This window comes from Streptomyces coelicoflavus (assembly GCF_003112555.1).
Taxonomy (GTDB): domain Bacteria; phylum Actinomycetota; class Actinomycetes; order Streptomycetales; family Streptomycetaceae; genus Streptomyces; species Streptomyces coelicoflavus.
This window is the reverse complement of sequence record NZ_BEWB01000012.1, coordinates 195,723-220,795: the sequence shown is the minus strand read 5'-3', so window position 1 is coordinate 220,795 and position 25,073 is coordinate 195,723. Positions and strand designations below refer to the sequence as shown.

The 25,073-nt window shown below is 73.2% G+C and carries 16 protein-coding genes; 6 read left to right on the top strand and 10 right to left on the bottom strand.

Features of this window, described 5'->3' with window-relative positions:
* Window positions 1–2: 2 nt before the first annotated feature.
* From Sco07f_RS28495 to Sco07f_RS28480, 4 genes are read right to left on the bottom strand one after another with little or no spacing between them, the layout of a single operon-like run.
* The gene (locus Sco07f_RS28495; RefSeq protein ID WP_007444651.1) at window positions 3–644 is read right to left on the bottom strand and encodes a GTP-binding protein; all 642 of its coding nucleotides are present in this window, start codon (window positions 642–644) and stop codon (window positions 3–5) included.
* Entirely contained in the window at window positions 625–1,077 is a 453-nt protein-coding gene (locus Sco07f_RS28490) for a DUF742 domain-containing protein (RefSeq protein WP_007444650.1), read from the bottom strand. Before Sco07f_RS28490 ends, Sco07f_RS28495 begins: the two co-directional genes overlap by 20 nt.
* Entirely contained in the window at window positions 1,074–1,577 is a 504-nt protein-coding gene (locus Sco07f_RS28485) for a roadblock/LC7 domain-containing protein (protein WP_007444649.1), read from the bottom strand. The genes Sco07f_RS28490 and Sco07f_RS28485 overlap by 4 nt, the downstream gene beginning before the upstream one ends.
* Entirely contained in the window at window positions 1,574–4,840 is a 3,267-nt protein-coding gene (locus tag Sco07f_RS28480) for a sensor histidine kinase (protein ID WP_108989571.1), read from the bottom strand. Before Sco07f_RS28480 ends, Sco07f_RS28485 begins: the two co-directional genes overlap by 4 nt.
* Window positions 4,841–5,305: 465 nt before the next feature.
* On the opposite strand from Sco07f_RS28480, the gene Sco07f_RS28475 reads away from it, so the two are divergent.
* On the top strand, window positions 5,306–6,097 hold the full coding sequence (locus Sco07f_RS28475; RefSeq protein ID WP_108989570.1) for a protein phosphatase 2C domain-containing protein: 792 nt from the start codon (window positions 5,306–5,308) through the stop codon (window positions 6,095–6,097).
* A 47-nt stretch (window positions 6,098–6,144) separates the two neighbouring features.
* Here Sco07f_RS28475 and Sco07f_RS28470 read toward each other — a convergent pair whose 3' ends face one another.
* Complete coding sequence (locus tag Sco07f_RS28470; protein ID WP_007444668.1) at window positions 6,145–6,639, bottom strand: MarR family winged helix-turn-helix transcriptional regulator; 495 nt, start codon at window positions 6,637–6,639, stop codon at window positions 6,145–6,147.
* A 248-nt stretch (window positions 6,640–6,887) separates the two neighbouring features.
* Here Sco07f_RS28470 and Sco07f_RS28465 point away from each other — a divergent pair, with 248 nt between their 5' ends.
* The gene (locus Sco07f_RS28465) at window positions 6,888–7,715 is read left to right on the top strand and encodes a lysozyme (protein WP_108989569.1); all 828 of its coding nucleotides are present in this window, start codon (window positions 6,888–6,890) and stop codon (window positions 7,713–7,715) included.
* A 75-nt stretch (window positions 7,716–7,790) separates the two neighbouring features.
* Here Sco07f_RS28465 and lon read toward each other — a convergent pair whose 3' ends face one another.
* Window positions 7,791–10,214 (bottom strand): endopeptidase La, encoded by a 2,424-nt coding sequence (gene lon / locus Sco07f_RS28460; protein WP_108989568.1) that lies wholly within the window; start codon window positions 10,212–10,214, stop codon window positions 7,791–7,793.
* Window positions 10,215–10,393: 179 nt separating this feature from the next.
* Between lon and Sco07f_RS28455 the strand changes: the two genes are divergently transcribed.
* From Sco07f_RS28455 to Sco07f_RS28440, 4 genes are all read left to right on the top strand, one after another.
* Window positions 10,394–11,092, top strand: coding sequence for a spermidine synthase family protein (locus Sco07f_RS28455; RefSeq protein WP_007444662.1), 699 nt, complete (start codon window positions 10,394–10,396; stop codon window positions 11,090–11,092).
* 113 nt (window positions 11,093–11,205) lie between these two features.
* Window positions 11,206–11,940 carry a response regulator transcription factor gene (locus Sco07f_RS28450; protein WP_003973686.1) on the top strand — a complete coding sequence of 245 codons (735 nt, stop codon included), beginning with the start codon at window positions 11,206–11,208 and terminating at the stop codon, window positions 11,938–11,940.
* Entirely contained in the window at window positions 11,937–13,061 is a 1,125-nt protein-coding gene (locus Sco07f_RS28445; RefSeq protein WP_087789554.1) for a sensor histidine kinase, read from the top strand. The genes Sco07f_RS28450 and Sco07f_RS28445 overlap by 4 nt, the downstream gene beginning before the upstream one ends.
* A 281-nt stretch (window positions 13,062–13,342) precedes the next feature.
* Complete coding sequence (locus Sco07f_RS28440) at window positions 13,343–17,161, top strand: multifunctional oxoglutarate decarboxylase/oxoglutarate dehydrogenase thiamine pyrophosphate-binding subunit/dihydrolipoyllysine-residue succinyltransferase subunit (RefSeq protein ID WP_054099048.1); 3,819 nt, start codon at window positions 13,343–13,345, stop codon at window positions 17,159–17,161.
* A 95-nt stretch (window positions 17,162–17,256) separates the two neighbouring features.
* Here the strand turns inward: Sco07f_RS28440 and fxsT are convergent, their stop codons facing one another.
* The 4 genes from fxsT to Sco07f_RS28425 all read right to left on the bottom strand — a co-directional run bounded on the left by fxsT (window position 17,257) and on the right by Sco07f_RS28425 (window position 25,070).
* A complete protein-coding gene (fxsT, locus tag Sco07f_RS28435) occupies window positions 17,257–20,220 on the bottom strand; it encodes an FxSxx-COOH system tetratricopeptide repeat protein (RefSeq protein WP_108989567.1) in 2,964 nt (987 codons plus the stop codon).
* Window positions 20,221–20,320: 100 nt separating this feature from the next.
* Entirely contained in the window at window positions 20,321–21,469 is a 1,149-nt protein-coding gene (locus Sco07f_RS28430) for an FxsB family cyclophane-forming radical SAM/SPASM peptide maturase (RefSeq protein WP_228126108.1), read from the bottom strand.
* Window positions 21,470–21,537: 68 nt separating this feature from the next.
* Complete coding sequence (locus Sco07f_RS39840; RefSeq protein WP_007452316.1) at window positions 21,538–21,690, bottom strand: hypothetical protein; 153 nt, start codon at window positions 21,688–21,690, stop codon at window positions 21,538–21,540.
* Window positions 21,687–25,070: an SAV_2336 N-terminal domain-related protein gene (locus tag Sco07f_RS28425; RefSeq protein WP_108989565.1), complete on the bottom strand. Its 3,384-nt coding sequence runs from the start codon at window positions 25,068–25,070 to the stop codon at window positions 21,687–21,689. The genes Sco07f_RS39840 and Sco07f_RS28425 overlap by 4 nt, the downstream gene beginning before the upstream one ends.
* Window positions 25,071–25,073 lie beyond the last annotated feature (3 nt).

Here is a 25,073-nt window from a genome sequence, read left to right as displayed (position 1 = left end):
GTCTACTCGGGTGTTTCGTCGAGCGCGTGGCCCACGAGGGACAGAAGGGTCTCGATGGCCGAGATCCGACGGCGCGCATCCATGATCATGACAGGTATGTGCGCCGGGATCGTCAACGCCTCCCGCACGTCCTCCGCCTCGAACACCTCGCTGCCGTCGAAGTGGTTGACCGCGACGACGTACGGCAGTCCGCAGCTCTCGAAGTAGTCGAGCGCCGGCCAGCAGTCCTTCAGGCGCCGGGTGTCGGCGAGGACGACGGCGCCGATCGCGCCGCGCACCAGGTCGTCCCACATGAACCAGAACCGCTGCTGGCCCGGGGTGCCGAACAGGTAGAGCACCAGGTCGTCGTCGAGCGTGAGACGGCCGAAGTCCATGGCCACGGTGGTGGTGAGCTTGCCCGGCGTGGCGGTGAGGTCGTCGGTCTCCTCGCTCGCCTCGGTCATCAGCGCCTCGGTCTGGAGGGGCGTGATCTCCGAGACGGCGGTGACCAGCGTGGTCTTGCCCACGCCGAACCCTCCCGCGACGACGATCTTCGTGGCGACCGGCGCGCGGGTGGGATCCGTCTGCCAGGGCTGCACGGGCCCGTCGGTGTCGACGAGCGGGGGGACGCCGAACGCGGCGGCGTCAGAGACGACGGAGTCCACTGAGCACCCTTTCGAGCAGAGCGCGGTCCGGGCGGCCCGTGCCGTGGCCGGTCCCGGTGCCGTACACACGGATCTTTCCCTGGTCCGCCAGGTCGCTGATGAGGACGCGGACCACGCCGAGCGGCATCTTCAGCAGCGCGGCGATCTCGGCCACCGTACGCATACGGCGGCACAGTTCGACGATGGCCCGCATCTCCGGCATCACCCGGGAGGTCAGGCCGCCGTTCGTCAGTTCCCTGCGCTCCTCGGCGGCCTCGAGCGCGGCGGTTCCCGCGGTGGCGCCGACGAACGTCTCGACGAGCAGGACGTGGCCGAAGCGGGTCCGGCCGCCGGTGAGCGAGTAGGGGCGGACGCGCGCCGGTTTGCGGTCGGCGCCGCGCACCGGGAGGTTGCCCCGGCCGTTCTTTCCGGGTTTTCCGGGACTGCTGCTCATCGGGTGCTCCCCGTGGGCTCGGACTCCAGGGACTGCCGCAACTCGGTGCGGAGTTCGGGGGTCAGGACGTGGCCGGCGCGGCCGACGAAGAGCGCCATGTGGTACGCCACGACGCTCATGTCGCACTCCGCGGAGCCGTGCACGCCGAGCAGCGAGCCGTCGCTGATCGACATGACGAACAGGCTGCCCTCGTCCATGGCGACCATCGTGTGCTTGACCGTGCCGAAGTCCATCAGCCGGGCGGCGCCGACGGTCAGGCTGCCCACGCCGGAGACGACGGTGGCGAGGTCGGCGGCGGAGCCGCGCGGGCCCGCCCGGGGTGTCTCGCGGACCTGCCGGGCCTCTTCGTTGCGACCGGGGTCGGAGGACAGGAGCAGGAGCCCGTCGGAGGAGACCACGGCGACCGACCGGATGCCGGGCACCTCCTCGACGAGGTTGGTCAGCAGCCAGTGGAGATTGCGGGCTTCACTGCTCAGTCCGAAGGTACTGGGCGCGGTCAACTGCTTGCCTCCTCGACAGTGCCCCCCGTGGCTTCTTCGGTTGTGTCCGCCGCGGCGTCCGGCAGCCGGTTGCGTCCGGTGCCGTCGGCGATCTCCGCCTCGACGTCCCGGCGGCCGGCCTCCGCCCCGCGGCGGAATCCGCCCAGGCGCCGGCGGAGCGCGTCGGCGTCGACGGAACCCGAGGTGCGCGGGCGCGGCACCGCGGCGGGGGTGGTGAGCTTCGGGGTCCGCTTGGGCAGCCCCTTGTCGGTGACCGGTTCGGGCGCTTCGGCCCGGTCCGGTGCGGGGTCGTCGGCGCGGGTCGGTTCCGGGTCGGCCACCGCGTCGGGAACGACCGGCGCGTCCGGTGCGTCCGTCGTATCCGGTGCATCCGGTACGTCCGTCGCGTCCGGCGTACGGGCCGCGCCCTCGTCCGGCGTGCGGTCGTGGGCGTCGGGGCCGATGGCGTACGGGTCGGTGACGGGCTCGGTCCGGGTCTCCGGGTCCGCCAGGGCCGGGAGGAAGAGGGCCATCGTGGCGTCGTCGGGGAGGTCGCTGCCGGGGGCGGCGCCGTCGCCGGGGGCCGTTGCGTCCTGGCCGGGCTGCTCCGGGGCGGGCCCGTCCGCCGGTGCCGCGTGCCGGTCCGCGGCGGGGTCGTGGGAGTCGCCGGGGGCCGTCGGGCGGGCGGTGCCCGTGCCCTCCGGCGTCCCGGCGCGCGCGGGCTCCGGGTCCGGGGTCTCGCGGGCGTGGCTCTCCCGGCCCGCGGTGTCCGGGCCGGCGATCTCCCGGCTCGGGGTTTCGGGCGACGCCGTCTCCGGTGCCTCGGCCACCTCCGCGGCGGGGCCCGACGCGCCGGGGGACACGGCAGCGTCCGGGGCCGATGCGACCGAGGACACGGCAGCGTCCGGGTCCGACGCGCCCGAGGGCGCGTCCGCGTCCGCCTCGGCCCGGCGGACGGCTTCCTCCGCCGAGGCGACCAGCGGGTCGGTGCCGGGCTCCGGGGCCGGGCCGGCTTCCGTCCCGGCGTGCGGCTCCGCCCGCTCGGCCTTCTCCGCCCGCCCGTGCAGGACGTTGGAGTTGGCCTCCGCGTCGGCGCCGGGCAGGGAGAAGGAGCCGGTGCCGTCGGACACCGGCACGGTCGGGGCCAGCGCGGCCGGCGGGGCCGCCGCGAGCAGGGGGCTCGGGAGCACGACGACGGCCGCGACGCCGCCCTGCTTCTGCTCCCGCAGCCGTACCCGCGCCCCGTGCCGGTGGGCGAGCCGGGCGACGACGTAGAGGCCGAGCCCGAGACCGTCCTCGCCCTCCTGGTCGAACGGCGCCTCCGGGTCGAAGTCGGTGAGGCGGGCGTTGAGCCGCTGGAGGCGTTCGGTGTCCATGCCGATGCCCTCGTCCTGGACGGAGAGCATCACCTCGCCGTTCTCCAGGAGCCAGCCGGAGACCTCGACGGGCAGGTCCGGCGGCGAGAAGGAGGTGGCGTTCTCCAGCAGTTCGGCCAGCAGGTGGGAGAGGTCGTCGGCGGCGAAGCCGGCCACGTGGGCGTGCGGCGGCAGCGCGGCGATGCGCACCCGCTCGTACCGCTCGATCTCGCTGACCGCGGCGCGGACCACGTCGACCAGCGGCACCGGCGAGGCGCTGTGCTGGACGTGCTCGGTGCCGGCGAGGACGAGGAGGTTCTCGCTGTGCCGGCGCATCACCGTGGCGAAGTGGTCGAGCTTGAACAGGGTGGCGAGGCGGTCCGGGTCCTGCTCGCGCTCCTCCAGGCTCTCGATGACGGCGAGTTGCCGCTCGACCAGGCCGAGGGTGCGCAGCGCGAGGTTGACGAAGGTGGAGCCGATGCTCTTGCGCACCACCTCCAGCTGGGCGGCGGACTTGGCGAGTTCGGTGCGCAGCCCCTCGCGGGCGTCGGCCATCTTCTGCCGCTGGCCGACGAGGTGCTTGCGGTCGGACTCGAGCGTGGCGACCCGCTCGGCGAGCGTGGCGGCGTGCGTGTGCAGGGCGTTGACGGAGCGGACGACCTGCGCGAACTCGTCGTTGCGGCCGGTGAAGGCGACCGGGCCCTCGGCCGTCGGGTCCTCCGCGCCGGCCAGCCGGGCCGAGCCGCGGCGCAGCACCGACAGCGGGCGGGTGAGGGTGCGGGCCAGGGCGGTGGCGATGCCGATCGTGAGCAGGATCAGGGCGCCGAGGACGGCGATCCGGATCTCCAGCGCGGTGACGTCGTCGTCGCGCAGCTGCTCCAGGGACTTGACGCGCTTCTCGTACAGGGCGGACTCGGCGCCGCGCATCGCGTCGACGCGGGCGGAGAGCGCGGCGCTCAGCTTCTTGGTGCTGGTGCGGAGGTCGCCGTCGGAGAGCGTCGGCTCGTCGGTGAGACCGGCGAGGTACTTCTCGGCGGAGTTGACGTCGGGTCCGGCGACCGTGGCGTCGAAGCTGCTCCGTGCCTCCTTGGGGGCGCCGTCGCGGAAGTCGGCGAGGGCGGCGTCGGAGCGGACCCGGGCCTGCTGGGCGGCGGCGGAGAGCGCGTCGCGCTGCTCGGCGTCGGCGTCCGAGGTGGTGGTCGTCTCGGTCGGCAGGCCGGTGATCGGGTCGATGACGGTCTGGGTGGTGCTGGGCACGTTGAGGGCCGCGAGCAGCAGACCGCGGGTGGCGGCGGCCTGCTGTACGGCGGTGTCCAGCTCGGCGAGGGCGTACGCGCCGGCGCCCGCGCGGGGCGGCATCTGCTCGCCCAGCCGCTCGGCCAGGGCGTGGAGTTCGGTGATCGCCTCGGAGTACGCCTCGTGGGCCTCGAGGGCGGTGCTCTTGCCGGTGAGCGCGGCCCGGCGCAGCGCGGCGACGGCGTCGAGGTCCTCGCGCAGGGAGGCGGGCGTGTCCGGGTCGGCGCGCAGTTCCTCGACCTGTCGGTCGACGCGGGCGCTGCGCTGTTCGGAGGGCGCCTTGGACTTGGGCCGGCCGGCCGCGATGTACGGGGTGACCTCGTCGCGCTCGTCGGCCAGGGAGTGGGCGAGGGTCAGCGCGCCCTGGGTCTGCTCGGCGAGCGTCACCAGTTCCTGGGAGTCGTTCAGTTGGCCGGAGGCGTCCACGACCGACGGCGCTCCGGCCCCGGCGACGGCGGCTGCCACGACCGCCACGGCGACGATCAGCCGGTTGCGTACGTGGGTGGGACGGCCCTTGCCGACGGGTGTCTCCGGCTGCGGAGGGGTGGAGGTTCCGGGGGTGCCGGGGATCTGCTCCGCGCTCCCCGCGGGGGCCGTCTGCTTGCCTGTGCGACGAGGCCGCGTCTTCTGCACCGGTGCTCGCATTCCTGACTCGTGTACCCGTGGGCCCGGGTGGCGCTCCGTCAACTGGCCGGTCGGGGGCGCGTGCACCCTCCGCCGGACGCTGGGCCGTCCCCCGGCCGCCGGCAGCGCGTCGGGCGGGGAGACCGCGTGAGCGGGGCAGGCCCCCCACCGGTTCCCGACCCTCCCAGTGCCGGTGGGCGGTGAGCGCGCATCATCCGACCCGCCACCCGAAGGAGTGAACCCCGGAGGGGAGTTGAGGAGCAAGTTCCCCTGGCTCGTGCCGCACGGTTGTCCGGCGAGCCGGTTGGACGTCTGCGACGGGCGGTGGCACTATGTGCCGCCACGTGCCGCCGGAGGTTGGAATTCCAGCCCAAATCCGGCGCCTGACCTGCGTCGCCGCGTCGGTTCGGGAAGAATCCGGGGAAGGTGCCGGCCTTTTGCGGACGCTGTGAAGGGCTCGTGCAGACTGGCCGGATGCGTACGGAACTCGTCTCGGAACCAGGCCTCGCCGACCAGCCCAACGAGGACTTCGCGAGCGTCGGACTACCGGCCTCCGGACGGGGCGGTTCACTCGTCGTCCTTGACGGTGTGACACCGCCACGGACCGCGACGGGTTGTCTGCATTCGGTGCCCTGGTTCACGGCGCGCCTCGGTGGGGCGCTGACCGAACTGACCGTTTCACTCCCGGATCTCCCCCTCGCCGAGGCCCTGTCCCGCGCCATCGCTCGTACCGCGGGAGCCCACGTGGAAACCTGTGACCTTTCTCACCCGCGCACCCCGCAGGCAACCGTGGTCCTCGCCCGCTGGTCCCCGGCCGCGGTCGAGTACCTGGTCCTGTCCGACTCGGCGCTGCTCCTGGAGGCCCCCGACGGCACCCTCACGCCCGTCCTGGACGACCGGCTGTCCCGGCTGCCCCGCTCGGCCCTCGCCACCGACGCGATGGTCGACGCCACCCTGCGCAACAAGGAGGGCGGCTTCTTCACGGCCGCGGCCGACCCCGGGGTGGCGGCGCGGGCGGTGACGGGCACGCTGCCGCGCGAGGAGGTGCGGACGGTGGCGGCGCTGACGGACGGAGCCGCGCGCTGGGTGGAGAAGTTCGGTGAGGGCGACTGGACGGAGTGCCTGGCGCTGGTGCGCAAGCAGGGTGCGCGGGCGCTGGTGGACCGGGTGCGGGAGCTGGAACTCCTGGACGCGGCGGGCGAGCGGGCGTTCCTGGGCCGCAGCAAGACGCACGACGACGCGACCGTGGTCTACGCCGAGCTGTGACACGCCGGGTCGCGGTACGGGGGCGGTGAAAGGGGCGGTGCCCGGCGCTACTTCTCCATCCCCCGGTTGAGTTCGTGCAGCAGCCGGGCCAGTTCGGACACCTCGCGCGGATTCCAGTCGGCGAGCCGGCGGGCGTACCGGGCGCGGCGGGCGTCCCGGACCCGGCCGACGCGTTCCTGCCCCTCGGCCGTGAGGGTGACCAGCCAGGCCCGGCCGTCGGCGGGGTCGGGCTCGCGGGCGACGAGCCCGAGTTCCTCCAGGGCGCGCAGCTGGCGGGACATGGTGGCCTTGCCGACGCCGATGAAGGCGGCGAGTTCGGTGGCGCGCTGGCCGCCGCACTCGCCGAGCCGGACCAGCAGGCCGTACGCCGACGACTCGAGGTCGGGGTGGACCTCCCGGGCCATCTCGCCCTGGTTGGCCCGGGCCCGCCGCAGCAGCACCGTCATCTCCCGCTCCAGGGCGAGGAACTCGGGCTGGTTCACACCACTGCCGGACGGGTGGGATTCACTCCCGCGACCGCCGCCGTTCCCGTCTTCGTGCACGTCAGCCCCTGCCTCGATTTTTCCGGTCCTGAAAGTTTCCGCCACCGGCCGCCATCACCGCAGCTCGCCAAGTATTTCGCAGGCTTAGACCAACGGCGGCTTCCGGTGCCTCTTCCCACCCCCGTTCTACGTGCGTAGCGTCTTTACCGGACCCCCGGCTGGCATGCGCACGCCATCTATGTCGTCCACAGGTCCTCCCCACTCGCGCATCCCCCACCGAGCACCACCGAGCCATCGGAGGGCACGTCATGCTCGTGCACAGACCCGGATCGGCCCGCGGACGGCGATTCGCCGTCACCGGGATCCTGCTCGCCGCGTTCTCCCTCGTGTTCACCCTTCCCGCCGACGCGTCGACCTCCGCCGACGTCCCCCCGCGCGGCTCCGCCCACATGGGCATGGGCGTCGCGGCCCACGACGGCGAACACGGCACCCCCGTCCCGGGCCGCGCGGCCCAGACCGAGGGCGTCGACGTCTCCAGCCACCAGGGCAACGTGGCCTGGTCGACCCTGTGGAACAGCGGAGTCAAGTGGGCCTACGCCAAGGCCACCGAGGGGACGTACTACACCAACCCCTACTTCGCCCAGCAGTACAACGGCTCCTACAACGTCGGCATGATCCGCGGCGCGTACCACTTCGCCACCCCGGACACGACGAGCGGCGCCACCCAGGCCAACTACTTCGTCGACCACGGCGGCGGCTGGTCCAGGGACGGCAAGACGCTGCCGGGCGCGCTCGACATCGAGTGGAACCCCTACGGCGCCACCTGCTACGGCAAGTCGCAAAGCGGGATGGTCTCCTGGATCCGCGACTTCCTGAACACCTACAAGGCCCGTACCGGCCGGGACGCCGTGATCTACACGGCCACCAGCTGGTGGACCCAGTGCACCGGCAACTACGGCGGTTTCGCGGCGAACAACCCGCTGTGGGTCGCGCGGTACGCCTCGACCGTGGGCACGCTGCCGGCCGGCTGGGGCTACTACACGATGTGGCAGTACACGTCGTCCGGTCCGACGGTCGGCGACCACAACAAGTTCAACGGCGCACTGGACCGCGTCCAGGCACTCGCCAACGGCTGACGGCCCCGCCGGTACGTGCGAAGGCCCGGACTCCGCGGAGTCCGGGCCTTCCCCTTCACTCACCCGGCCACGTCGTCACGCCGCGACCGGAACCTCCGACTCCGCACCGTTCGTCGCCGGTGCGAGCGCCAGTTCCAGCACCTGGCGGACGTCGGTGACGGCGTGGACGTCGAGCTTGTCCAGCACCTGGGCCGGGACGTCGTCCAGGTCGGGCTCGTTGCGCTTGGGGATGATCACCGTGGTGATCCCCGCCCGGTGCGCGGCGAGCAGCTTCTGCTTGACCCCGCCGATCGGCAGCACCCGCCCGGTCAGCGAGACCTCGCCGGTCATCGCCACGTCGGTGCGGACCAGCCGGCCCGAGAGCAGCGAGGCGAGGGCCGTGGTCATGGTGACGCCGGCGCTCGGGCCGTCCTTGGGGACCGCGCCCGCCGGGAAGTGGATGTGCGCTCCCCGGTCCTTCAGGTCGCCCACCGGCAGTTCCAGCTCGGCGCCGTGGCTGCGCAGGAAGCTCAGCGCGATCTGCGCCGACTCCTTCATCACGTCGCCCAGCTGACCGGTCAGGGTCAGCCCCGCCGCGCCGGTCTCCGGGTCGGCCAGCGACGCCTCGACGTAGAGGACGTCGCCGCCCGCGCCGGTGACCGCGAGGCCGGTGGCGACGCCGGGCACCGCGGTGCGCCGCTCGCCCGGGTCCTGGGCGGACTCGGGCACGTGGTGCGGCCGCCCGATCAGGCCGCGCAGGTCGGCCTCGGTGACGGTGAACGGCAGCTCCCGCTCGCCCAGCTCGTGCTGGGCCGCCACCTTGCGCAGCAGCCGCGCGATCGACCGCTCCAGGGTGCGCACGCCCGCCTCGCGGGTGTACTCGCCCGCCAGCTTGCGCAGCGCGCCCTCGTCGACGGTGACCTCGTCGGCGTCCAGTCCGGCCCGCTCCAGCTGGCGCGGGAGCAGGTGGTCCCGGGCGATGACGACCTTCTCGTCCTCGGTGTAGCCGTCGAGGCGGACCAGCTCCATGCGGTCGAGCAGGGCCTCCGGGATGGCCTCCAGGACGTTGGCGGTGGCGAGGAAGACCACGTCGGACAGGTCCAGCTCGACCTCCAGGTAGTGGTCCCGGAAGGTGTGGTTCTGGGCCGGGTCGAGCACTTCGAGGAGGGCGGCCGCCGGGTCGCCCCGGAAGTCGGAGCCCACCTTGTCGATCTCGTCGAGCAGGACGACCGGGTTCATGGACCCCGCCTCCTTGATCGCCCGCACGATCCGGCCGGGCAGCGCGCCGACGTAGGTACGCCGGTGGCCGCGGATCTCGGCCTCGTCGCGGACGCCGCCGAGGGCGACGCGGACGAACTTGCGCCCCATCGCGTGGGCGACGGACTCGCCGAGGCTGGTCTTGCCGACGCCGGGCGGGCCGACCAGGGCCAGCACGGCACCGCCGCGCCGGCCGCCGACCACGCCGAGGCCCCGGTCGCCGCGCCGCTTGCGCACGGCCAGGTACTCGGTGATGCGCTCCTTCACGTCCTCCAGGCCCGCGTGCTCGGCGTCGAGCACCGCCTGGGCGCCCTGGATGTCGTAGGCGTCCTCGGTGCGCTCGCTCCACGGCATCTCCAGGACCGTGTCGAGCCAGGTGCGGATCCAGGAGCCCTCGGGCGACTGGTCGGAGGAGCGCTCGAGCTTGTCGACCTCCTTGAGCGCGGCCTCGCGGACCTTCTCGGGCAGGTCGGCGGCCTCGACCCGGGCGCGGTAGTCGTCGGACTCCTCCCCGTCCTGCTCGCCGTTGATCTCGCGCAGCTCCTTGCGGACGGCTTCGAGCTGGCGGCGCAGCAGGAACTCGCGCTGCTGCTTGTCGACGCCCTCCTGGACGTCCTTGGCGATGGTCTCGGCGACGTCCTGCTCGGCGAGGTGGTCGCGCAGCTGCTGGGTGGCGAGCTTGAGACGGGCGACCGGGTCGGTGGTCTCGAGCAGCTCGACCTTCTGCTCGGTGGTCAGGAACGGCGAGTAGCCGGAGTTGTCGGCGAGCGCGGACACGTCGTCGATGGCCTGGACCCGGTCGACGACCTGCCAGGCGCCGCGCTTGCGCAGCCAGGCGGTGGCGAGCGCCTTGTACTCCTTCACCAGCTCGGCGACCTGGCCGGGCAGCGGATCGGGGACGGTCTCGTCGACCCGGGTGCCCTCGACCCAGAGCGCGGCGCCCGGGCCGGTGGTGCCGGCGCCGATGCGCACCCGGCCCCGGCCGCGGATCAGGGCGCCGGGGTCGCCGTCGGCCAGGCGGCCGACCTGTTCGACCGTGCCGAGGACGCCGGTGGCGGCGTGGGTGCCGTCGATGCGCGGGACGAGGAGGACGCGGGGCTTGCCGGGCTCGGACCTGGCGGCGGCCTGGGCGGCCTCCACCGCGGCCCGGACCTCGGCGTCGCTCAGGTCCAGGGGGACGACCATGCCGGGCAGGACCACTTCGTCGTCGAGCGGCAGCACGGGCAGGGTGAGCGGTGTGAAGGCAGCGGACTCAGCAGCCATGATCTCCCCTTCGGCAGTCAAGTTGAGTTACATCGACTCAATGAAAGGGAGTCCCGGATTGTTCCCCAAGGGTTGTTCGCTGTGAGCGATCAAGCGCCACGGGGCGGTTCCGGTCTCTCGGGACAGCACCGCCGCACCGGCCCGCATTCCTTCGCCGGGACGGGTGCCAGGATGGGCCGATGCCCCTCACTACCCACGACTCTTCCGACGCCCCCGAGGTGCTGGACCGCCGCGAGGGTCCGTACGGCGAGGTGGTCCTGCGCCGGCACGGGACGTTGCTCCAGATCATCGCGAACGGCTGCTTCCTGATGGACACCTCCGACGGCCGTTCGGAGCGGCGCCTGGTCGACGCGGCGGCCGACGCGCTCGCCGCCTCCGGCGGACGCACCGCGCCGCACCTGCTCGTCGGCGGCCTCGGTGTCGGCTTCTCCCTCGTCCACGCGGCCGCCGATCCCCGCTGGGGCCGGATCGCGGTCGTCGAACGCGAGCCCGCCATCATCGACTGGCACCGCACCGGGCCGCTGGCGGCGCTCTCCGCCGACGCGCTGGCCGATCCGCGCGCGGAGATCGTCGAGGCGGACCTGGTCGCGTACGTCAATGAGACATCCGACACGTACGACGCCCTCTGCCTCGACATCGACAACGGCCCCGGCTGGACCGTCACCGAGGGCAACGACGGGCTGTACGCGCCCTCCGGACTGGCGGGCTGCGCGCGGCTGTTGAGGCCCGGCGGGGTGCTCGCCGTCTGGTCCGCGCAGCCCTCTCCGGAATTCGAAGAAACCTTGCGTAATGCCGGTTTCCAGCAGGTGCGTACCGAAGAGATCCCCGTTGCCCGGGGCGTTCCGGACGTCGTGCACATCGGCGTCGGGCCTGGATAGCAAAGGCGCGGTGACTCCCCGTACGCTGCTGCCCTGACGCGGATCATTCAAGCGTCAGGCGCAGTCATGGGATCACCCCACGGATTCCGGAAAGCACACCTCAGGGGCGGGCGATGGAGCAGACACAGACCTCCCACAACGGCACGGCCACCCAGGGCGCCCAGCGCCGGGTGCTGGTGGTCGAGGACGATCAGACGATCGTGGACGCCATCGCGACCCGCCTGCGCGCCGAAGGGTTCCTGGTGCAAACGGCGGGCGACGGTCCGTCCGCCGTCGACACGGCCGAGGCTTGGCAGCCCGACCTGCTGATCCTCGACATCATGCTGCCCGGCTTCGACGGCCTGGAGGTCTGCCGCCGCGTGCAGGCCCAGCGGCCGGTGCCGGTGCTGATGCTCACCGCGCGCGACGACGAGACGGACATGCTGGTCGGCCTCGGCGTCGGCGCCGACGACTACATGACCAAGCCGTTCTCGATGCGCGAGCTGGCCGCCCGCGTGCACGTGCTGCTGCGGCGGGTCGAGCGGGCCGTGGTGGCCGCCTCGACGCCGCGCAGCGGCATCCTGCGCCTGGGCGAGCTGGAGATCGACCACGCGCAGCGCCGGGTGCGGGTGCGCAGCGAGGACGTCCACCTCACTCCGACCGAGTTCGACCTGCTGGTCTGCCTGGCGAACACGCCGCGCGCGGTGCTCTCCCGCGAGCAGCTGCTCGCCGAGGTCTGGGACTGGGCCGACGCCTCGGGCACCCGGACCGTGGACAGCCACATCAAGGCGCTGCGCCGGAAGATCGGCGCCGAGCGCATCCGCACCGTGCACGGCGTGGGCTACGCGTTGGAGACACCGACGCCATGAGCCGGGGACGGGAAGCCGCACGGAGGAGCCCCGGCCCCCGGAGAGCCGGGGATCCCTGGGGTGGCGTACGCCCGTTCTCGATCAAGACCAAGCTGGGCGCGCTGGTCGTCACGTCGGTGCTGATCACCACCGGCCTGTCGGTGATAGCGGTGCACACCAAGACGGAGCTGCGCTTCATCACGGTGTTCTCGATGATCGCCACGCTGCTGATCACGCAGTTCGTGGCGCACTCGCTGACCGCTCCGCTGGACGAGATGAACGCCGTCGCCCGGTCCATCTCGCACGGCGACTACACCCGCCGGGTGAGTGAGAACCGCCGCGACGAACTGGGCGACCTGGCCGTCACCATCAACCGCATGGCCGACGACCTGGAGGCCCAGGACCTCCAGCGCAAGGAGCTGGTGGCGAACGTCTCGCACGAGCTGCGCACCCCCATCGCGGGCCTGCGCGCGGTGCTGGAGAACATCGTCGACGGGGTCACCGAGGCCGACCCCGAGACCATGCGCACGGCGCTCGGGCAGACCGAGCGGCTCGGCCGGCTGGTGGAGACGCTCCTCGACCTCTCCCGCCTGGACAACGGCGTCATACCGCTGCGCAAGCGGCGCTTCGAGGTGTGGCCCTACCTCGCGGGCGTGCTGAAGGAGGCCAACATGCTCGCCTCGGCACGGGCGGGCATCGCCTCGGGGTCCGGCAGCCACACCCGCACCGACGTCCATCTGGCCCTCGACGTCTTCCCCGGGGACCTGACCGCGCACGCCGACCCCGAGCGCATCCACCAGGTCGTCGCCAACCTCATCGACAATGCCGTCAAGCACAGCCCGCCGCACGGCCGGGTGACGGTCCGGGCGCGGTGCGGGGAGCTGCCGGAGTCCCTGGAGCTGGAGGTGCTCGACGAAGGGCCCGGCATTCCGCGCTCGGAGTGGCGCCGGGTGTTCGAGCGGTTCAACCGGGGTTCGGTGTCGCGGCCGCACGGTCCGGGCAGCGACGGAGGCACCGGTCTGGGGCTCGCGATCGCACGCTGGGCGGTGGATCTGCACGGCGGCCGGATCGGAGTGGCCGAATCCGAGCGGGGCTGCCGGATTCTCATCACTCTTCCGGGCCTGCCGTCACGGTCCGGTTGACGTAGGGTTCGAAGCGGAGCGTCAAGATCCACTGCATCCGCGCTGGCGGACACGTGTGATCAGGCACAGGACCGCGTCCTCGGGGCGCCGGGCCTCGGTCTCCCCATCCCTCACGCAGCGGAACCTCGCTTGTTTCCCGCCATTTCCAGCACTGAAACGCGGTCTGCGATGTGACTTACGCGACGATGAACGGGCCCAGCCTGACCTTCCGGTGCCGGTAGGCGTAGCCTTGATTCCCGCTGTCCACCATCCTTGTGAAGCGGAAGAGGGCGGTTCTCGCCGTGTCGCCACAGTCCCCCAGTAACTCGAGCATCTCGACCGACACCGACCAAGCGGGCACCGCGGGTAAGAACCCCGCGGCCGCCTTCGGTGCCAATGAGTGGCTCGTCGACGAGATTTATCAGCAGTACCTCCAGGACCCGAACTCCGTGGACCGAGCCTGGTGGGACTTCTTCGCCGACTACAAGCCCGGAGCGGCGGCCCAGCCGGCCGCCGGCACGGCGACCGCGGCCCCCGGCAGCACGCCGCAGGCCGCGCCCGCCCCGCAGGCACCGGCCCCCGCCCAGCCGAAGGCCGCCACCCCGGCGCCCGCGCCCGCGAAGCCGGCCGCGCAGCCCGCCGCCGCGGCCCCGGCCGCTCCGGCCGCCAAGCCCGCCGCCGCCCCGGCCAAGCCCGCCGCCAAGCCGCAGGCGAAGGCCGCCGCGCCCGCCAAGGACGCCGACGCCGCCCCCGAGGGCCCCGAGCTGGTGACGCTGCGCGGCCCGGCCGCCGCGGTCGCGAAGAACATGAACGCCTCGCTGGAGCTGCCCACGGCCACGTCCGTGCGCGCGGTCCCGGTGAAGCTGCTGTTCGACAACCGCATCGTCATCAACAACCACCTCAAGCGCGCCCGGGGCGGGAAGATCTCCTTCACGCACCTGATCGGCTACGCGATGGTGCAGGCCATCAAGGCCATGCCGGCGATGAACCACTCGTTCGGCGAGAAGGACGGCAAGCCGACCCTGGTCAAGCCGGCCCACATCAACCTCGGCCTCGCCATCGACCTGGTCAAGCCCAACGGCGACCGCCAGCTGGTCGTCGCGGCGATCAAGAAGGCCGAGACGCTGAACTTCTTCGAGTTCTGGCAGGCCTACGAGGACATCGTCCGTCGCGCCCGCGACAACAAGCTGACGATGGACGACTTCACCGGCGTCACGGTCTCCCTGACCAACCCCGGCGGCCTCGGCACCGTCCACTCCGTGCCGCGCCTGATGCCCGGCCAGTCGGTCATCCTGGGCGTCGGCTCCATGGACTACCCGGCGGAGTTCCAGGGCACCAGCCAGGACACCCTGAACAAGCTCGGCATCTCGAAGGTCATGACGCTCACGTCGACCTACGACCACCGGGTGATCCAGGGCGCCGCCTCCGGCGAGTTCCTGCGCCAGGTCGCCAACCTGCTCCTGGGCGAGAGCGGCTTCTACGACGAGATCTTCAAGGCGCTGCGCATCCCCTACGAGCCGGTCCGCTGGCTCAAGGACATCGACGCCTCGCACGACGACGACGTCACCAAGGCCGCCCGCGTCTTCGAGCTGATCCACTCCTACCGGGTCCGCGGCCACGTCATGGCCGACACCGACCCGCTGGAGTACCAGCAGCGCAAGCACCCCGACCTGGACATCACCGAGCACGGGCTCACCCTGTGGGACCTGGAGCGCGAGTTCGCGGTCGGCGGCTTCGCCGGCAAGTCCCTGATGAAGCTGCGCGACATCCTCGGCGTGCTGCGCGACTCGTACTGCCGCACCACGGGCGTCGAGTTCATGCACATCCAGGACCCCAAGCAGCGCAAGTGGATCCAGGACCGCATCGAGCGCTCGCACACCAAGCCGGAGCGCGAGGAGCAGCTGCGCATCCTGCGCCGGCTGAACGCGGCGGAGGCCTTCGAGACCTTCCTCCAGACCAAGTACGTCGGCCAGAAGCGGTTCTCCCTGGAGGGCGGCGAGTCCGTCATCCCGCTGCTCGACGCGGTCATCGACTCGGCGGCCGAGTCCCGCCTGGACGAGGTCGTCATCGGCATGGCCCACCGCGGCCGGCTGAACGTGCTGGCCAACGTGGTCGGCAAGTCGTACGCGCAGATCTTCCGCGAGTTCGAGGGCAATCTCGACCCGAAGTCGATGCACGGCTCCGGCGACGTGAAGTACCACCTGGGCGCCGAGGGCACCTTCACCGGCCTGGACGGCGAGCAGATCAACGTCTCGCTGGTCGCCAACCCCTCGCACCTGGAGGCGGTCGACCCGGTCCTGGAGGGCGTCTCCCGCGCCAAGCAGGACATCATCAACAAGGGCGGCACGGACTTCACCGTCCTGCCGGTGGCGATCCACGGCGACGCGGCCTTCGCGGGCCAGGGCGTGGTGGCCGAGACCCTGAACATGTCGCAGCTGCGCGGCTACCGCACCGGCGGCACGGTCCACGTGGTCATCAACAACCAGGTCGGCTTCACCGCCGCCCCGGAGTCCTCGCGCTCCTCCATGTACGCCACCGACGTGGCCCGCATGATCGAGGCCCCGATCTTCCACGTGAACGGCGACGACCCGGAGGCGTGCGTCCGCGTGGCGCGGCTGGCCTTCGAGTTCCGCCAGGCGTTCAACAAGGACGTGGTGATCGACCTCCTGTGCTACCGCCGCCGCGGTCACAACGAGACCGACAACCCGGCCTTCACCCAGCCGCTGATGTACGACCTGATCGACAAGAAGCGCTCGGTGCGCAAGCTGTACACCGAGTCCCTCATCGGTCGCGGCGACATCACGCTGGAGGAGGCCGAGCAGGCGCTCCAGGACTACCAGGGCCAGCTGGAGAAGGTCTTCACCGAGGTCCGCGAGGCCGTCTCCCAGCCGGCGTCCGCGGAGCCCTCGGAGCCGCAGGCGGAGTTCCCGGTCGCCGTGAACACCGCGATCACCGCCGAGACCGTCAAGCGGATCGCCGAGTCCCAGGTCAACATCCCCGACCACGTCACCGTGCACCCGCGGCTGCTGCCGCAGCTCCAGCGCCGCGCGGCGATGGTCGAGGACGGCACGATCGACTGGGGCATGGGCGAGACCCTCGCCGTCGGCTCCCTCCTGCTGGACGGCGTGCCGGTCCGGCTGACCGGCCAGGACTCGCAGCGCGGCACCTTCGGCCAGCGCCACGCGGTCGTCATCGACCGTGAGACGGGCGACGAGTTCACGCCGCTGCTGTACCTGTCCGAGGACCAGGCCCGGTACAACGTCTACAACTCCCTGCTCTCCGAGTACGCGGTGATGGGCTTCGAGTACGGCTACTCGCTGGCCCGCCCGGACGCGCTGGTGATGTGGGAGGCGCAGTTCGGCGACTTCGTCAACGGCGCGCAGACGGTCGTGGACGAGTTCATCTCGTCGGCCGAGCAGAAGTGGAACCAGACGAGCGGCGTGACGCTCCTGCTCCCGCACGGCTACGAGGGCCAGGGCCCGGACCACTCCTCGGCCCGCCCGGAGCGCTTCCTCCAGCTGTGCGCGCAGAACAACATGACGGTCGCGATGCCGACCCTGCCGTCGAACTACTTCCACCTCCTGCGGTGGCAGGTGCACAACCCGCACCACAAGCCGCTGGTGGTCTTCACCCCGAAGTCGATGCTGCGCCTGAAGGCGGCGGCGTCGAAGGCGGAGGAGTTCACGACGGGCCAGTTCCGCCCGGTCATCGGCGACGACTCGGTCGACGCGGCCGCGGTCAAGAAGGTCGTCTTCTGCGCCGGCAAGGTCTACTACGACCTCGACGCCGAGCGGAAGAAGCGCGGCATCACGGACACGGCCATCATCCGCATCGAGCGCCTGTACCCGCTGCCGGGTGCCGAGCTCCAGGCGGAGATCGCCAAGTACCCGAACGCCGAGAAGTACCTGTGGACCCAGGAGGAGCCGGCGAACCAGGGTGCCTGGCCGTTCATCGCGCTCAACCTGATCGACCACCTGGACCTGGCGGTCGGCGCCGACGTCCCGCACGGCGAGCGGCTGCGGCGCATCTCGCGCCCGCACGGCTCGTCGCCGGCCGTCGGTTCCGCCAAGCGGCACCAGGCCGAGCAGGAGCAGCTGGTGCGCGAGGTGTTCGAGGCCTGAGTCCTCGGAGGAGCCCGACCGCACGAGTCTGAGCACACAGGCCCGACCGAGGGGCCGGTCCCGGCGACGGGGCCGGCCCCTCGGCATGTCGCGGGTCAGATCGGCTGGGGTTCGAAGTCCCAGTAGGGGTGCCGCCGCTCCTGAATCTCCCGGAGCTGCGGATGATCCGCGCCGAACAGCGCGGTGAGCCGGGCGGCCACGTCCCGCCGCAGGGCCTCGGCCTCCTCGCGCTCTCCCGTGTCGGCGAGATCGAGGGCGAGCCCGGCGCGGAGACTGACGGTGAGGATGTGGTTCTCGCCCAGGGCGCGGGCGGAGCGGGCGCAGGCGTCCCGGCCCAGGGCGGCCGCGGCCTCCTTCTCACCGGCGCCGACCAGCGCGGCCACCTCGTTCTTGGCGGAGCCCACGGACCACGGATGGTCCCGGCCCACCGCCTTCTCCATCTGCGCCGTGCACTGCCGGGACAGCTCCAGGGCGCCGCGCGCGTCACCCGTCTCGCGCATGATGACCGCCACGTTGTCCCTGGCTCCGACGGTGTACGGGTGGTCCTCGCCGAGCTGTGCCGCGTAGTGCACGGCGGTGGCCTCGGCCAGGTCCCGGGCCTCCTCCGTCTCTCCCAGCTGGCGCAGCAGCATCGCGTAGTCGCAGGAGACCAGGAGCGTCTCGGGGTGCAGGGAGCCGCGGCGGCGCACCAGTTTGCGCCGCACGCCGCGCATCATGGCGTGGGCGAACTGAAGGTCGCCGACCCGGCGGGAGCACAGGGCGAGATTGTGTTCGGCGTGCAGGGTCTGGCTGTGGTTGCGGTCGAGGACCTGGCTGTGCAGCCGGGAGTTGTGGCCCTGGATCTCCAGCGCCTCGCGGTAGTTGCCGAGCAGGCGCAGCATCCAGGCGGTGCGCAGGGCCGAGTTGAGGGTCAGCGCGTCCTTGCCGCCGAGGAGTTCCACCCGGGCCTCGAAGATCCTGCGGTGCAGGGCGAGCGACTCGGCGTAGTGGCCCTGGAGGCCGAGGGCCATGGCCAGGTTGCTGCGGACGGTGAGGGTGCGCGGTACCTGCTCGCCGCCCAGCTCGACGGCCGCGGTCTCGGCCGCCTCCTCGAACAGGGCGCGGGCCTCCGCGTACCGGCCGAGGGCCATGAGCGTGCCGCCCAGTCCGTCCTTGGCCCGGATCATCTCGATGGGACGTACGCCGCTCGCGGCCCTCAGCCGCCGCACCGTCTCGCGTCCGGTCGCCTCCGCCTCGGTGTACCGGCCCAGCCTGCGCTGCATGTTGGCGAGCTGGTGGACGGCGACCAGGACGGCCCGGTCGGTGTCCGCGGAGTTCTGCCGCCAGCGGTCCACGGCGTGCCGGCTCAGCCGCCGGCCCTCGTCGTACTCGCCGCGCATCCGCAGGTACTCGATGCAGTTGAGGACGAGGTCCCGGACGTCGTAGTCGTCCGAGTCGAGGGCGCCGGACGGCTCCAGGTGCGGGATGAGGGCGGCGTAGCGGGCCCAGTTGCCCGGGGTGGAGGAGTCGCGGGGGTCGGTGGAGACCAGGAGGCGGCGGGCGGCGGCGAAGTGGCGGGCGGCGTCCTCGGGCGACTGGACGTAGCGCACGAAGCGGTGGAAGAGCCGGTGCATGCGCAGCGTGCCGACGGTCTGGGTGTCGAGTCGGGGCCCCTGCTCGTACTCGATGCGCATCGAGGTGATCTCGGAGAGCTTGCGCAGCGCCGAGTTCCAGCTGCTGGGCTCGGCGACCAGGTCCGCCAGCTCGGGCGGCAGGTCGGTGGGGCGGGCGGTCTGGAGCAGCCGTACCGGAACCACCTCGGGCGAGAAGCAGACCAGCAGGTTGAGCAGGTGCCAGGCGGGCTCGGAGCCCTCGCGCAGGGTGTTGAGGAGCTTGGCCCAGGCGACCTGGAAGCTCTCCGGGTACTCCCGGGACGGCATCACGCCGAAGCGGTCGGGACGGCCGTCGCGGATGTCCCGCACGTACTCGTCGACGGACATGGTGGGGTTGGTGTCGAGCCACGCGGCGGTCTGGTCGAGCAGCAGCGGCACGTCCTCGACGGCGTCGGCGAGCCGGTCGGCCTGGCCCGCGTCGAGCCGCTCGGTGCGCCGGCCGACGAACGCGACGCTCTCCCGGCGGGCGAAGCCCGCGACCGGGAGGATCTCCCCCTGCGCCGCCCATTCGCCGCGGTGCGTGGTGACCAGGACGTGTCCGCGTCCCTCGTCGGGGATCAGGTCGATCACCTTGTCCGGGTCGCCGGCTCCGTCGAGGACCAGCAGCCAGGGGCGGCTGGTGTCGCCGAGTTCCCGGCGTACGGCCTTGATGGTGGCCGCCAGGTCCCCGCCGTCCCGGACGCCCAGTTCGGGGGCCAGGTCGGCGAACTGCTGGCGGGCGGTGACGCGCTGCACGGCGGTGATCCACCAGACGACGTCGTACTCGCCGGCGAACCGGTGGGCGTACTCCAGCGCCAGCTGTGTCTTGCCCACGCCGCTGGGCCCCCGCAGGGCCAGGGTGGCTCCCTCGGACCCGGTGCCGGCGAGCCCCGCGTACATCTGCTCCAGCAGCTCGGTACGGCCGATGAACCGGCGGTTGCGGCGCGGGACGCGCCAGACCTCCGGGGGGTCGTCCGGGAAGCGGGGGCCGCGGCGCAGGTCGATCAGGGTGTTGGGGGCCGGGACCGCCGCGCACTCCAGGACGCGGACGCGGGCCAGCTCGGGGCGCAGGCCGCGCAACTCGACCGGGGCGAGCGGGGCGACCTCCGCGGGCAGCGGCTGGGCGGTGACGCTCACGGCGGCGATGCGTTCGCGGAAGCCGGGCAGCACCTGGCGCAGCACCGACGCCCAGGCCTCGAACCGCTCGGCTCCCAGCCGCTCGTACCAGTCGTCGATGACGAGCAGGATGCGGCCCGGCGCGCCGAGCAGGTCGGTCAGGGCATGTGCGGCGGGCGGCCGGCGCAGCGGGTTCCACCGCACCAGGGTGGTGGTGCGTCCGGCGGCGCGGACCTGGTGGTCGATCCACTTCGCCCAGGATTCGCTCTGCCCGGCGAAGACCACCGTGACGTGTACCGGCTCCGTCACCATCTCGCTGTCCCCTCGGCCGACCTGGTCACGACTGAGCACAGGTTAGTCAATTGTGCGTCAATGCGGCCTGGTTCGCGCCGAGTTGGACGTGACGTTCGGCTCATGTGGCGATACGGACGGTGCCTTCAAGGCGGTGCGCGACATGCCGTATGAGCCGCTCCAGGTCGGCGCAGTACACGCTCGCGTGGCCGAACCCCGAGCCGGGCGCGTACCGGTGCACGTAGTTGCCGCCCCCGCAGACCCTGCCGACGGGGCAGGCCCGGCACTCCTCGCCCAGGGCCCGCTCGCCCGACTGGCGTGCCGCGATGCCCGGGTGGCGCAGGACCGTGTCGAAGGAGTGCCGGAACACGTCGAGCCCGGTCTCGGCGGCGCCCCGGTAGGCGGACCTGAGCGAGTCGACCTGCTCGATCGCGCCGTCCGTCTCGACGACGACGGCGGCCACCGGGGACAGCCCCACCGCCTCGGCCCGGCTGGGTGCCCCGAGGAGCAGGGCGACGATCTCCTGGAAGAGCCGCACCCGGGTGCGCAGCCGTCCCGCGTCCCACCAGGCGTCGAAGACCGTGACCAGCCAGTCCCCGTAGGGCGTGGCCCCGGGCCGGTGCCGGCCGGGCGGCCCGCCGTCCAGGCCCGGCGGCGGGTTTCCCCAGTTGGCGTGCGGCAGGAGGAGGTCCAGGCGGGGAGGGGCCAGCTCCAGCAGGGAGTGGTAGACGTCCAGTGGTTCGGCGGCCAGGTCGACGGTGCACAGGATCCCGGCGTAGGCCTCCGGGTGCGCGGCGAGCCGGCGGGCGGCCGCGAGGGCGGCGGGCCAGGCGGGCCGGCCCGCGTGGTCGACCCGGCGGGCGTTGTGGGCCGCGCGTCCGCCGTCGAGGCTGAGGCCGACCCGGATGCCGTCCTCGGTGAGCTGCTCCAGGCCGCGGTCGGTGAGGCGGGTGCCGTTGGTCTGCACGGTGGCGGTGATCCGGCAGCCGTCGGGGACGGCCCGGCGGACGGCGCGGACGTACTCCCGCACGGGCGCGGGGCCGGCTAGGAGGGGTTCGCCGCCGTGCAGTTCGACGCGGATGCGGTCGAGGCCGTGGGCGGCGACGTGCTCGGCGATCCGGGCCGCGGTGTGCTCCACGACGCGGGCGCCGGCCCGGGCCGGGCGGTCCCGCCAGCCGTCGTCCTGGCCGCGGTAGAGGTAGCAGTAGGTGCAGTCGAGGTTGCAGCGGCCGTGGACCTTGAGCACGAACTGCCGCAGGGGCGTGGGCACATGTTCCGGGGTCTTCCGGGCGTCGGGCCGCGTCGCGGGCCGGCACGCGGGCGGCCGGGGGCGGGCCGTCACGGGGCGTCCTCGTAGTAGGCGACGACGGTGGTCTCGCCGTCGCGGGTGCGGAGTTCGGCGAGGACCGCGGCGAGCACCGGGTGGTCGGAGCGGACGGGCCGGTGGAGTTCGGGCAGGGGTGTCTCCGTCTCGTCGGTGGGGTGGGTCACGCGTCGGCCGTTCCGGAGGTGAGGCGGGCGATGTCCGCGCGGAGCCGCTCGGCGAACTCCGCGTCGGGGGTCAGGCGGAGCGCCTCGCGGTAGTCGGCGAGGGCGGTGCGTGAGCGGCCGAGCAGTTCCCGGGCGCGGGCGCGGCCCTGAAGGGCCAGGGCCAGGGCCTCCCGGGCGGCGGGGCCCTCCTCCCGGGCGTGCTCGCTGCTGCGCGTGTAGTACTCCACTGCCTTCTCGGCGTGGTCGACGGTGCCGAGGCGTGCGTGCAGCAGTTCGGCGACGATGCCGCGGTGCATCAGGAACAGCGCCCGGTACTGGGGGTCCTCGGCACCGCGGACCGCCTCGCCCAGCAGCCAGTCCGCCTCGTACAGGTCGGACAGTACGTGCGCGGCCTCGAAGCGCCCGATGTGGGCGTCGGCGAGCTTGTACCGGCGGTGGGGCAGTTCGGGGTCGTCGGGGAGGGTTCCGTCGACGGCCCGTCGCAGCAGGTTCACGGCCCGGTGGGCGTCCTGCGTCCCGTCCCGGCGGTCGGCCCGCTCGCGCAGCGCCACACCGCAGTCGGTGAGTACGGCAGGCAGCCGCGGGTCGTCCTCGCGCAGCAGCCGTACCACCGACTCCCACGTGTCGACGGCCACGTCGAGCGAGGCGGGGGCGCCGGTGCGTTCGTAGCTCTCCCAGTGCACGTGGGCGGCTCGGGTGCGGCACTCGACGCGCAGGTCGTCGTCGTCCCCGGCGGCTTCCTCGGCCCGTTCCAGCGCGTGGACGATCAAAGAGTGGTCGCGGTCGCCCTGCGTCCCGGCGAGGTCCACGGCGGACGACACGTCCAGCCAGGCCCGGCAGCGCTCGGTGTCCGGAAGGGCGTTCTCCTCCCGCAGCACCGCCATGAAGTCCTCGATGGCCGAAGCGGCCGCGTCACGGCTGCGGTCCGTGTCGCCGGCGGCGGAGGCGACGGCGCCCTGTCCGGCGAACTGCCGCGCCAGTTCCAGCCAGAGCCGTCCCCGTTCGACGCGGACCCGCTCGGAGCCGTCCACCTCGACCGTCGTGGTGGCGGCGTCGAGCGCACGGTACAGGTGGGCGACGTACCACTCCTGCGGGTCCGCGGCGGCCGCATGGGGGCCGTCGGGCCCCGGCCGGCTCGCGCCCGCCAGCCCGATGAGGCGGCGCAGGTGCAGCAGGGCGGTCCCGGCGTAGCGCCGCAGGCGGGCGCTCTCGGTCTCCGTGGCCAGGACGGCGGCGAAGTCGCGGTCGGCGAGGTACAGCAGGACCGCCCGGGCGAACTCGACGGCGGCACGCTCGTTCCGCGGGGCGGCGCCGGCCGCCCAGTCCCGCAGGTCGTCGGGGATCCCGGGGAAGCCCATGCCCTCGTCCTGGAGCGCGGAAGCCTGGTCCGAGCAGATCATGGCACGGACGAACCTCCCGTGCCCGCTGACGCCCCGCAGGTCCGCGACCGCCTCCCAGGCCTCCCGCAGATCGTCGCCGTCCGCGCCCACGCGCCACCGGTCCATCAGGCACTCCGCCAGCAGCTCGGCGGCCTGGGTGCGCCGCTCCCCCGGGCGGGCCACCGTGAGCACCCGACGCAGCCCGCCGACCGCGGCGTCGAGATCACGGGTCTGCCCCTCCGCCCGGTAGCGGGCGTGGGCGTCACGGGCCCGCTCCAGCAGCACCCCCGCGTCGGCCGCCCGGCCGACGGCCGCCCTCGGCATCCGGGCACCCAGCTCGCGCAGCACCTCCGCCGACACCTCGGCGAACGCACGCAGACCGGGCGGCTCCGCGGTGCCGGGGCCGGTGACCGGACCGCCGACGGGGCCCACGAGGGGGTCGCTCGCGGGGACGAGCTGCTCCCCCGGGCTGACCGCGCCGCGCAGGAACGCCCCCGCCAGGGCGGGGAAGTTACGCACGCTGCGGCCGAAGCGCCGCTCCACGTACTCGGAGCAGTGCTTGAACAGCAGCTCCGCGTCCTCGACGGTCAGCCGGGCCCGCAGCTCCGTGGCGACGCCGGGCAGGAAGCGGTACCGCACCCCCTGCGGGTCGTCCGTGTCCGACGCGCGGCGCAGCAGCCCGCCGAGGAGCACCTCGGACAGGACGTCGGGCCCGCTCCCGGCGAGCATCGCGTGCTGGACCAGCTGCATCACCGGCAGTTGGAGCGGCACCGCCGACAGGTACACGGCCAGGCGGCGCGCCTCCGGGGAGGCGGGGCGCAGGAAGGCCCGGACCCGCTCGGCCCCGTCGACGTCCTCGGCCGCGCGCACGGGCACCGAGGAGGCGGGGTGGTCGGCGCGCACCCAGCCCGCGGCGGCGACCAGGGACTGCCCGGTGGCACCGGACACCAGCCGCGCCCAGCCCTCCACCGAGGGGCGGCGCAGCGCCAGCACGGGCACGGGCAGCGCGCCCGGCTCGGCCGCTCCCCGGTCGGGGCGGAACTCCAGCGCGCCGGCCGGGCCCTCGCGCCGGTGCAGCGTCCCGCGCCGGGCCGGCAGGTGGGTACGGGCCCACATCCGCTGCGGCAGGGGCTGGGCGACGGCGACGGGGGCCGTCGCCGCCCAGCGGTGCAGCAGCCGCTGCATGCGGCCGCCGCGCCACATCGGTCCGGCGCAGTCGCTGAGCACCAGGGTGACTCGGCGGCCGGTCGGATCGCTGAGCTGTTCGGGCGCGTGCAGCGGGCCGCCCGTCTCCGGGCGGGAGGAGCAGCCGGGCCGGCCGCCGGGTCCTTCGTGCAGGTACTGCACCTGCAACTCGCGGAAGGCGCCGGCCCGCGCGCAGACCTGGCGCAGTTCGTCCAGGCCCTGCTGCCAGACCACGGTGGAGGTGGACACGTCCATGAGGAGCAGCAGCCGGGCCTCGCGACGCCGGTCGGTGCGCAGTACCGGCAGGACCAGCCCGGACTCCGCGGCCCGTTCGGCGGTGGCCCGTTCGTCCAGGGTGCGCGGGACCGGACGCACGGGGGCGCGGTAGCGCTGGAGCGGACGCAGGCCGCGCTGAAGGGCGAGGGGTTCGGGCAGGACGGGGGCGGCCGGGACCCGCACGGGTGACGGGCCGTCGCCGGTACCGCTCTCGCCGCTCGGCGGGTTGTCGCCGCCGGGGGCGAACAGCCAGGCGCCCTCGGCGGCGGGGGTCTCGCCGCGGTCCGCGGGCTGCCCGGACCCCGGGGGCGGCGGGGCCGCCGCGGACGGTCCGCCGGACGGTGCCCCGGCGGTGCCTCCGGGGCGTGCGCCCCTCCCGGCCGCCGCGGAGGAGGGGGCGGGCAGCCAGCGCGCCAGCCACAGCGCGTCGGCGAGTTCCTCGACGCCCGGACCGATCCCCGCGTCCCGCATACGCGCGACCAGCGCGGCGAGCACGGGCGCCGCGCCGTCGGCCGGGGTCGGGGAGTCCTGGGCGGCCATCGG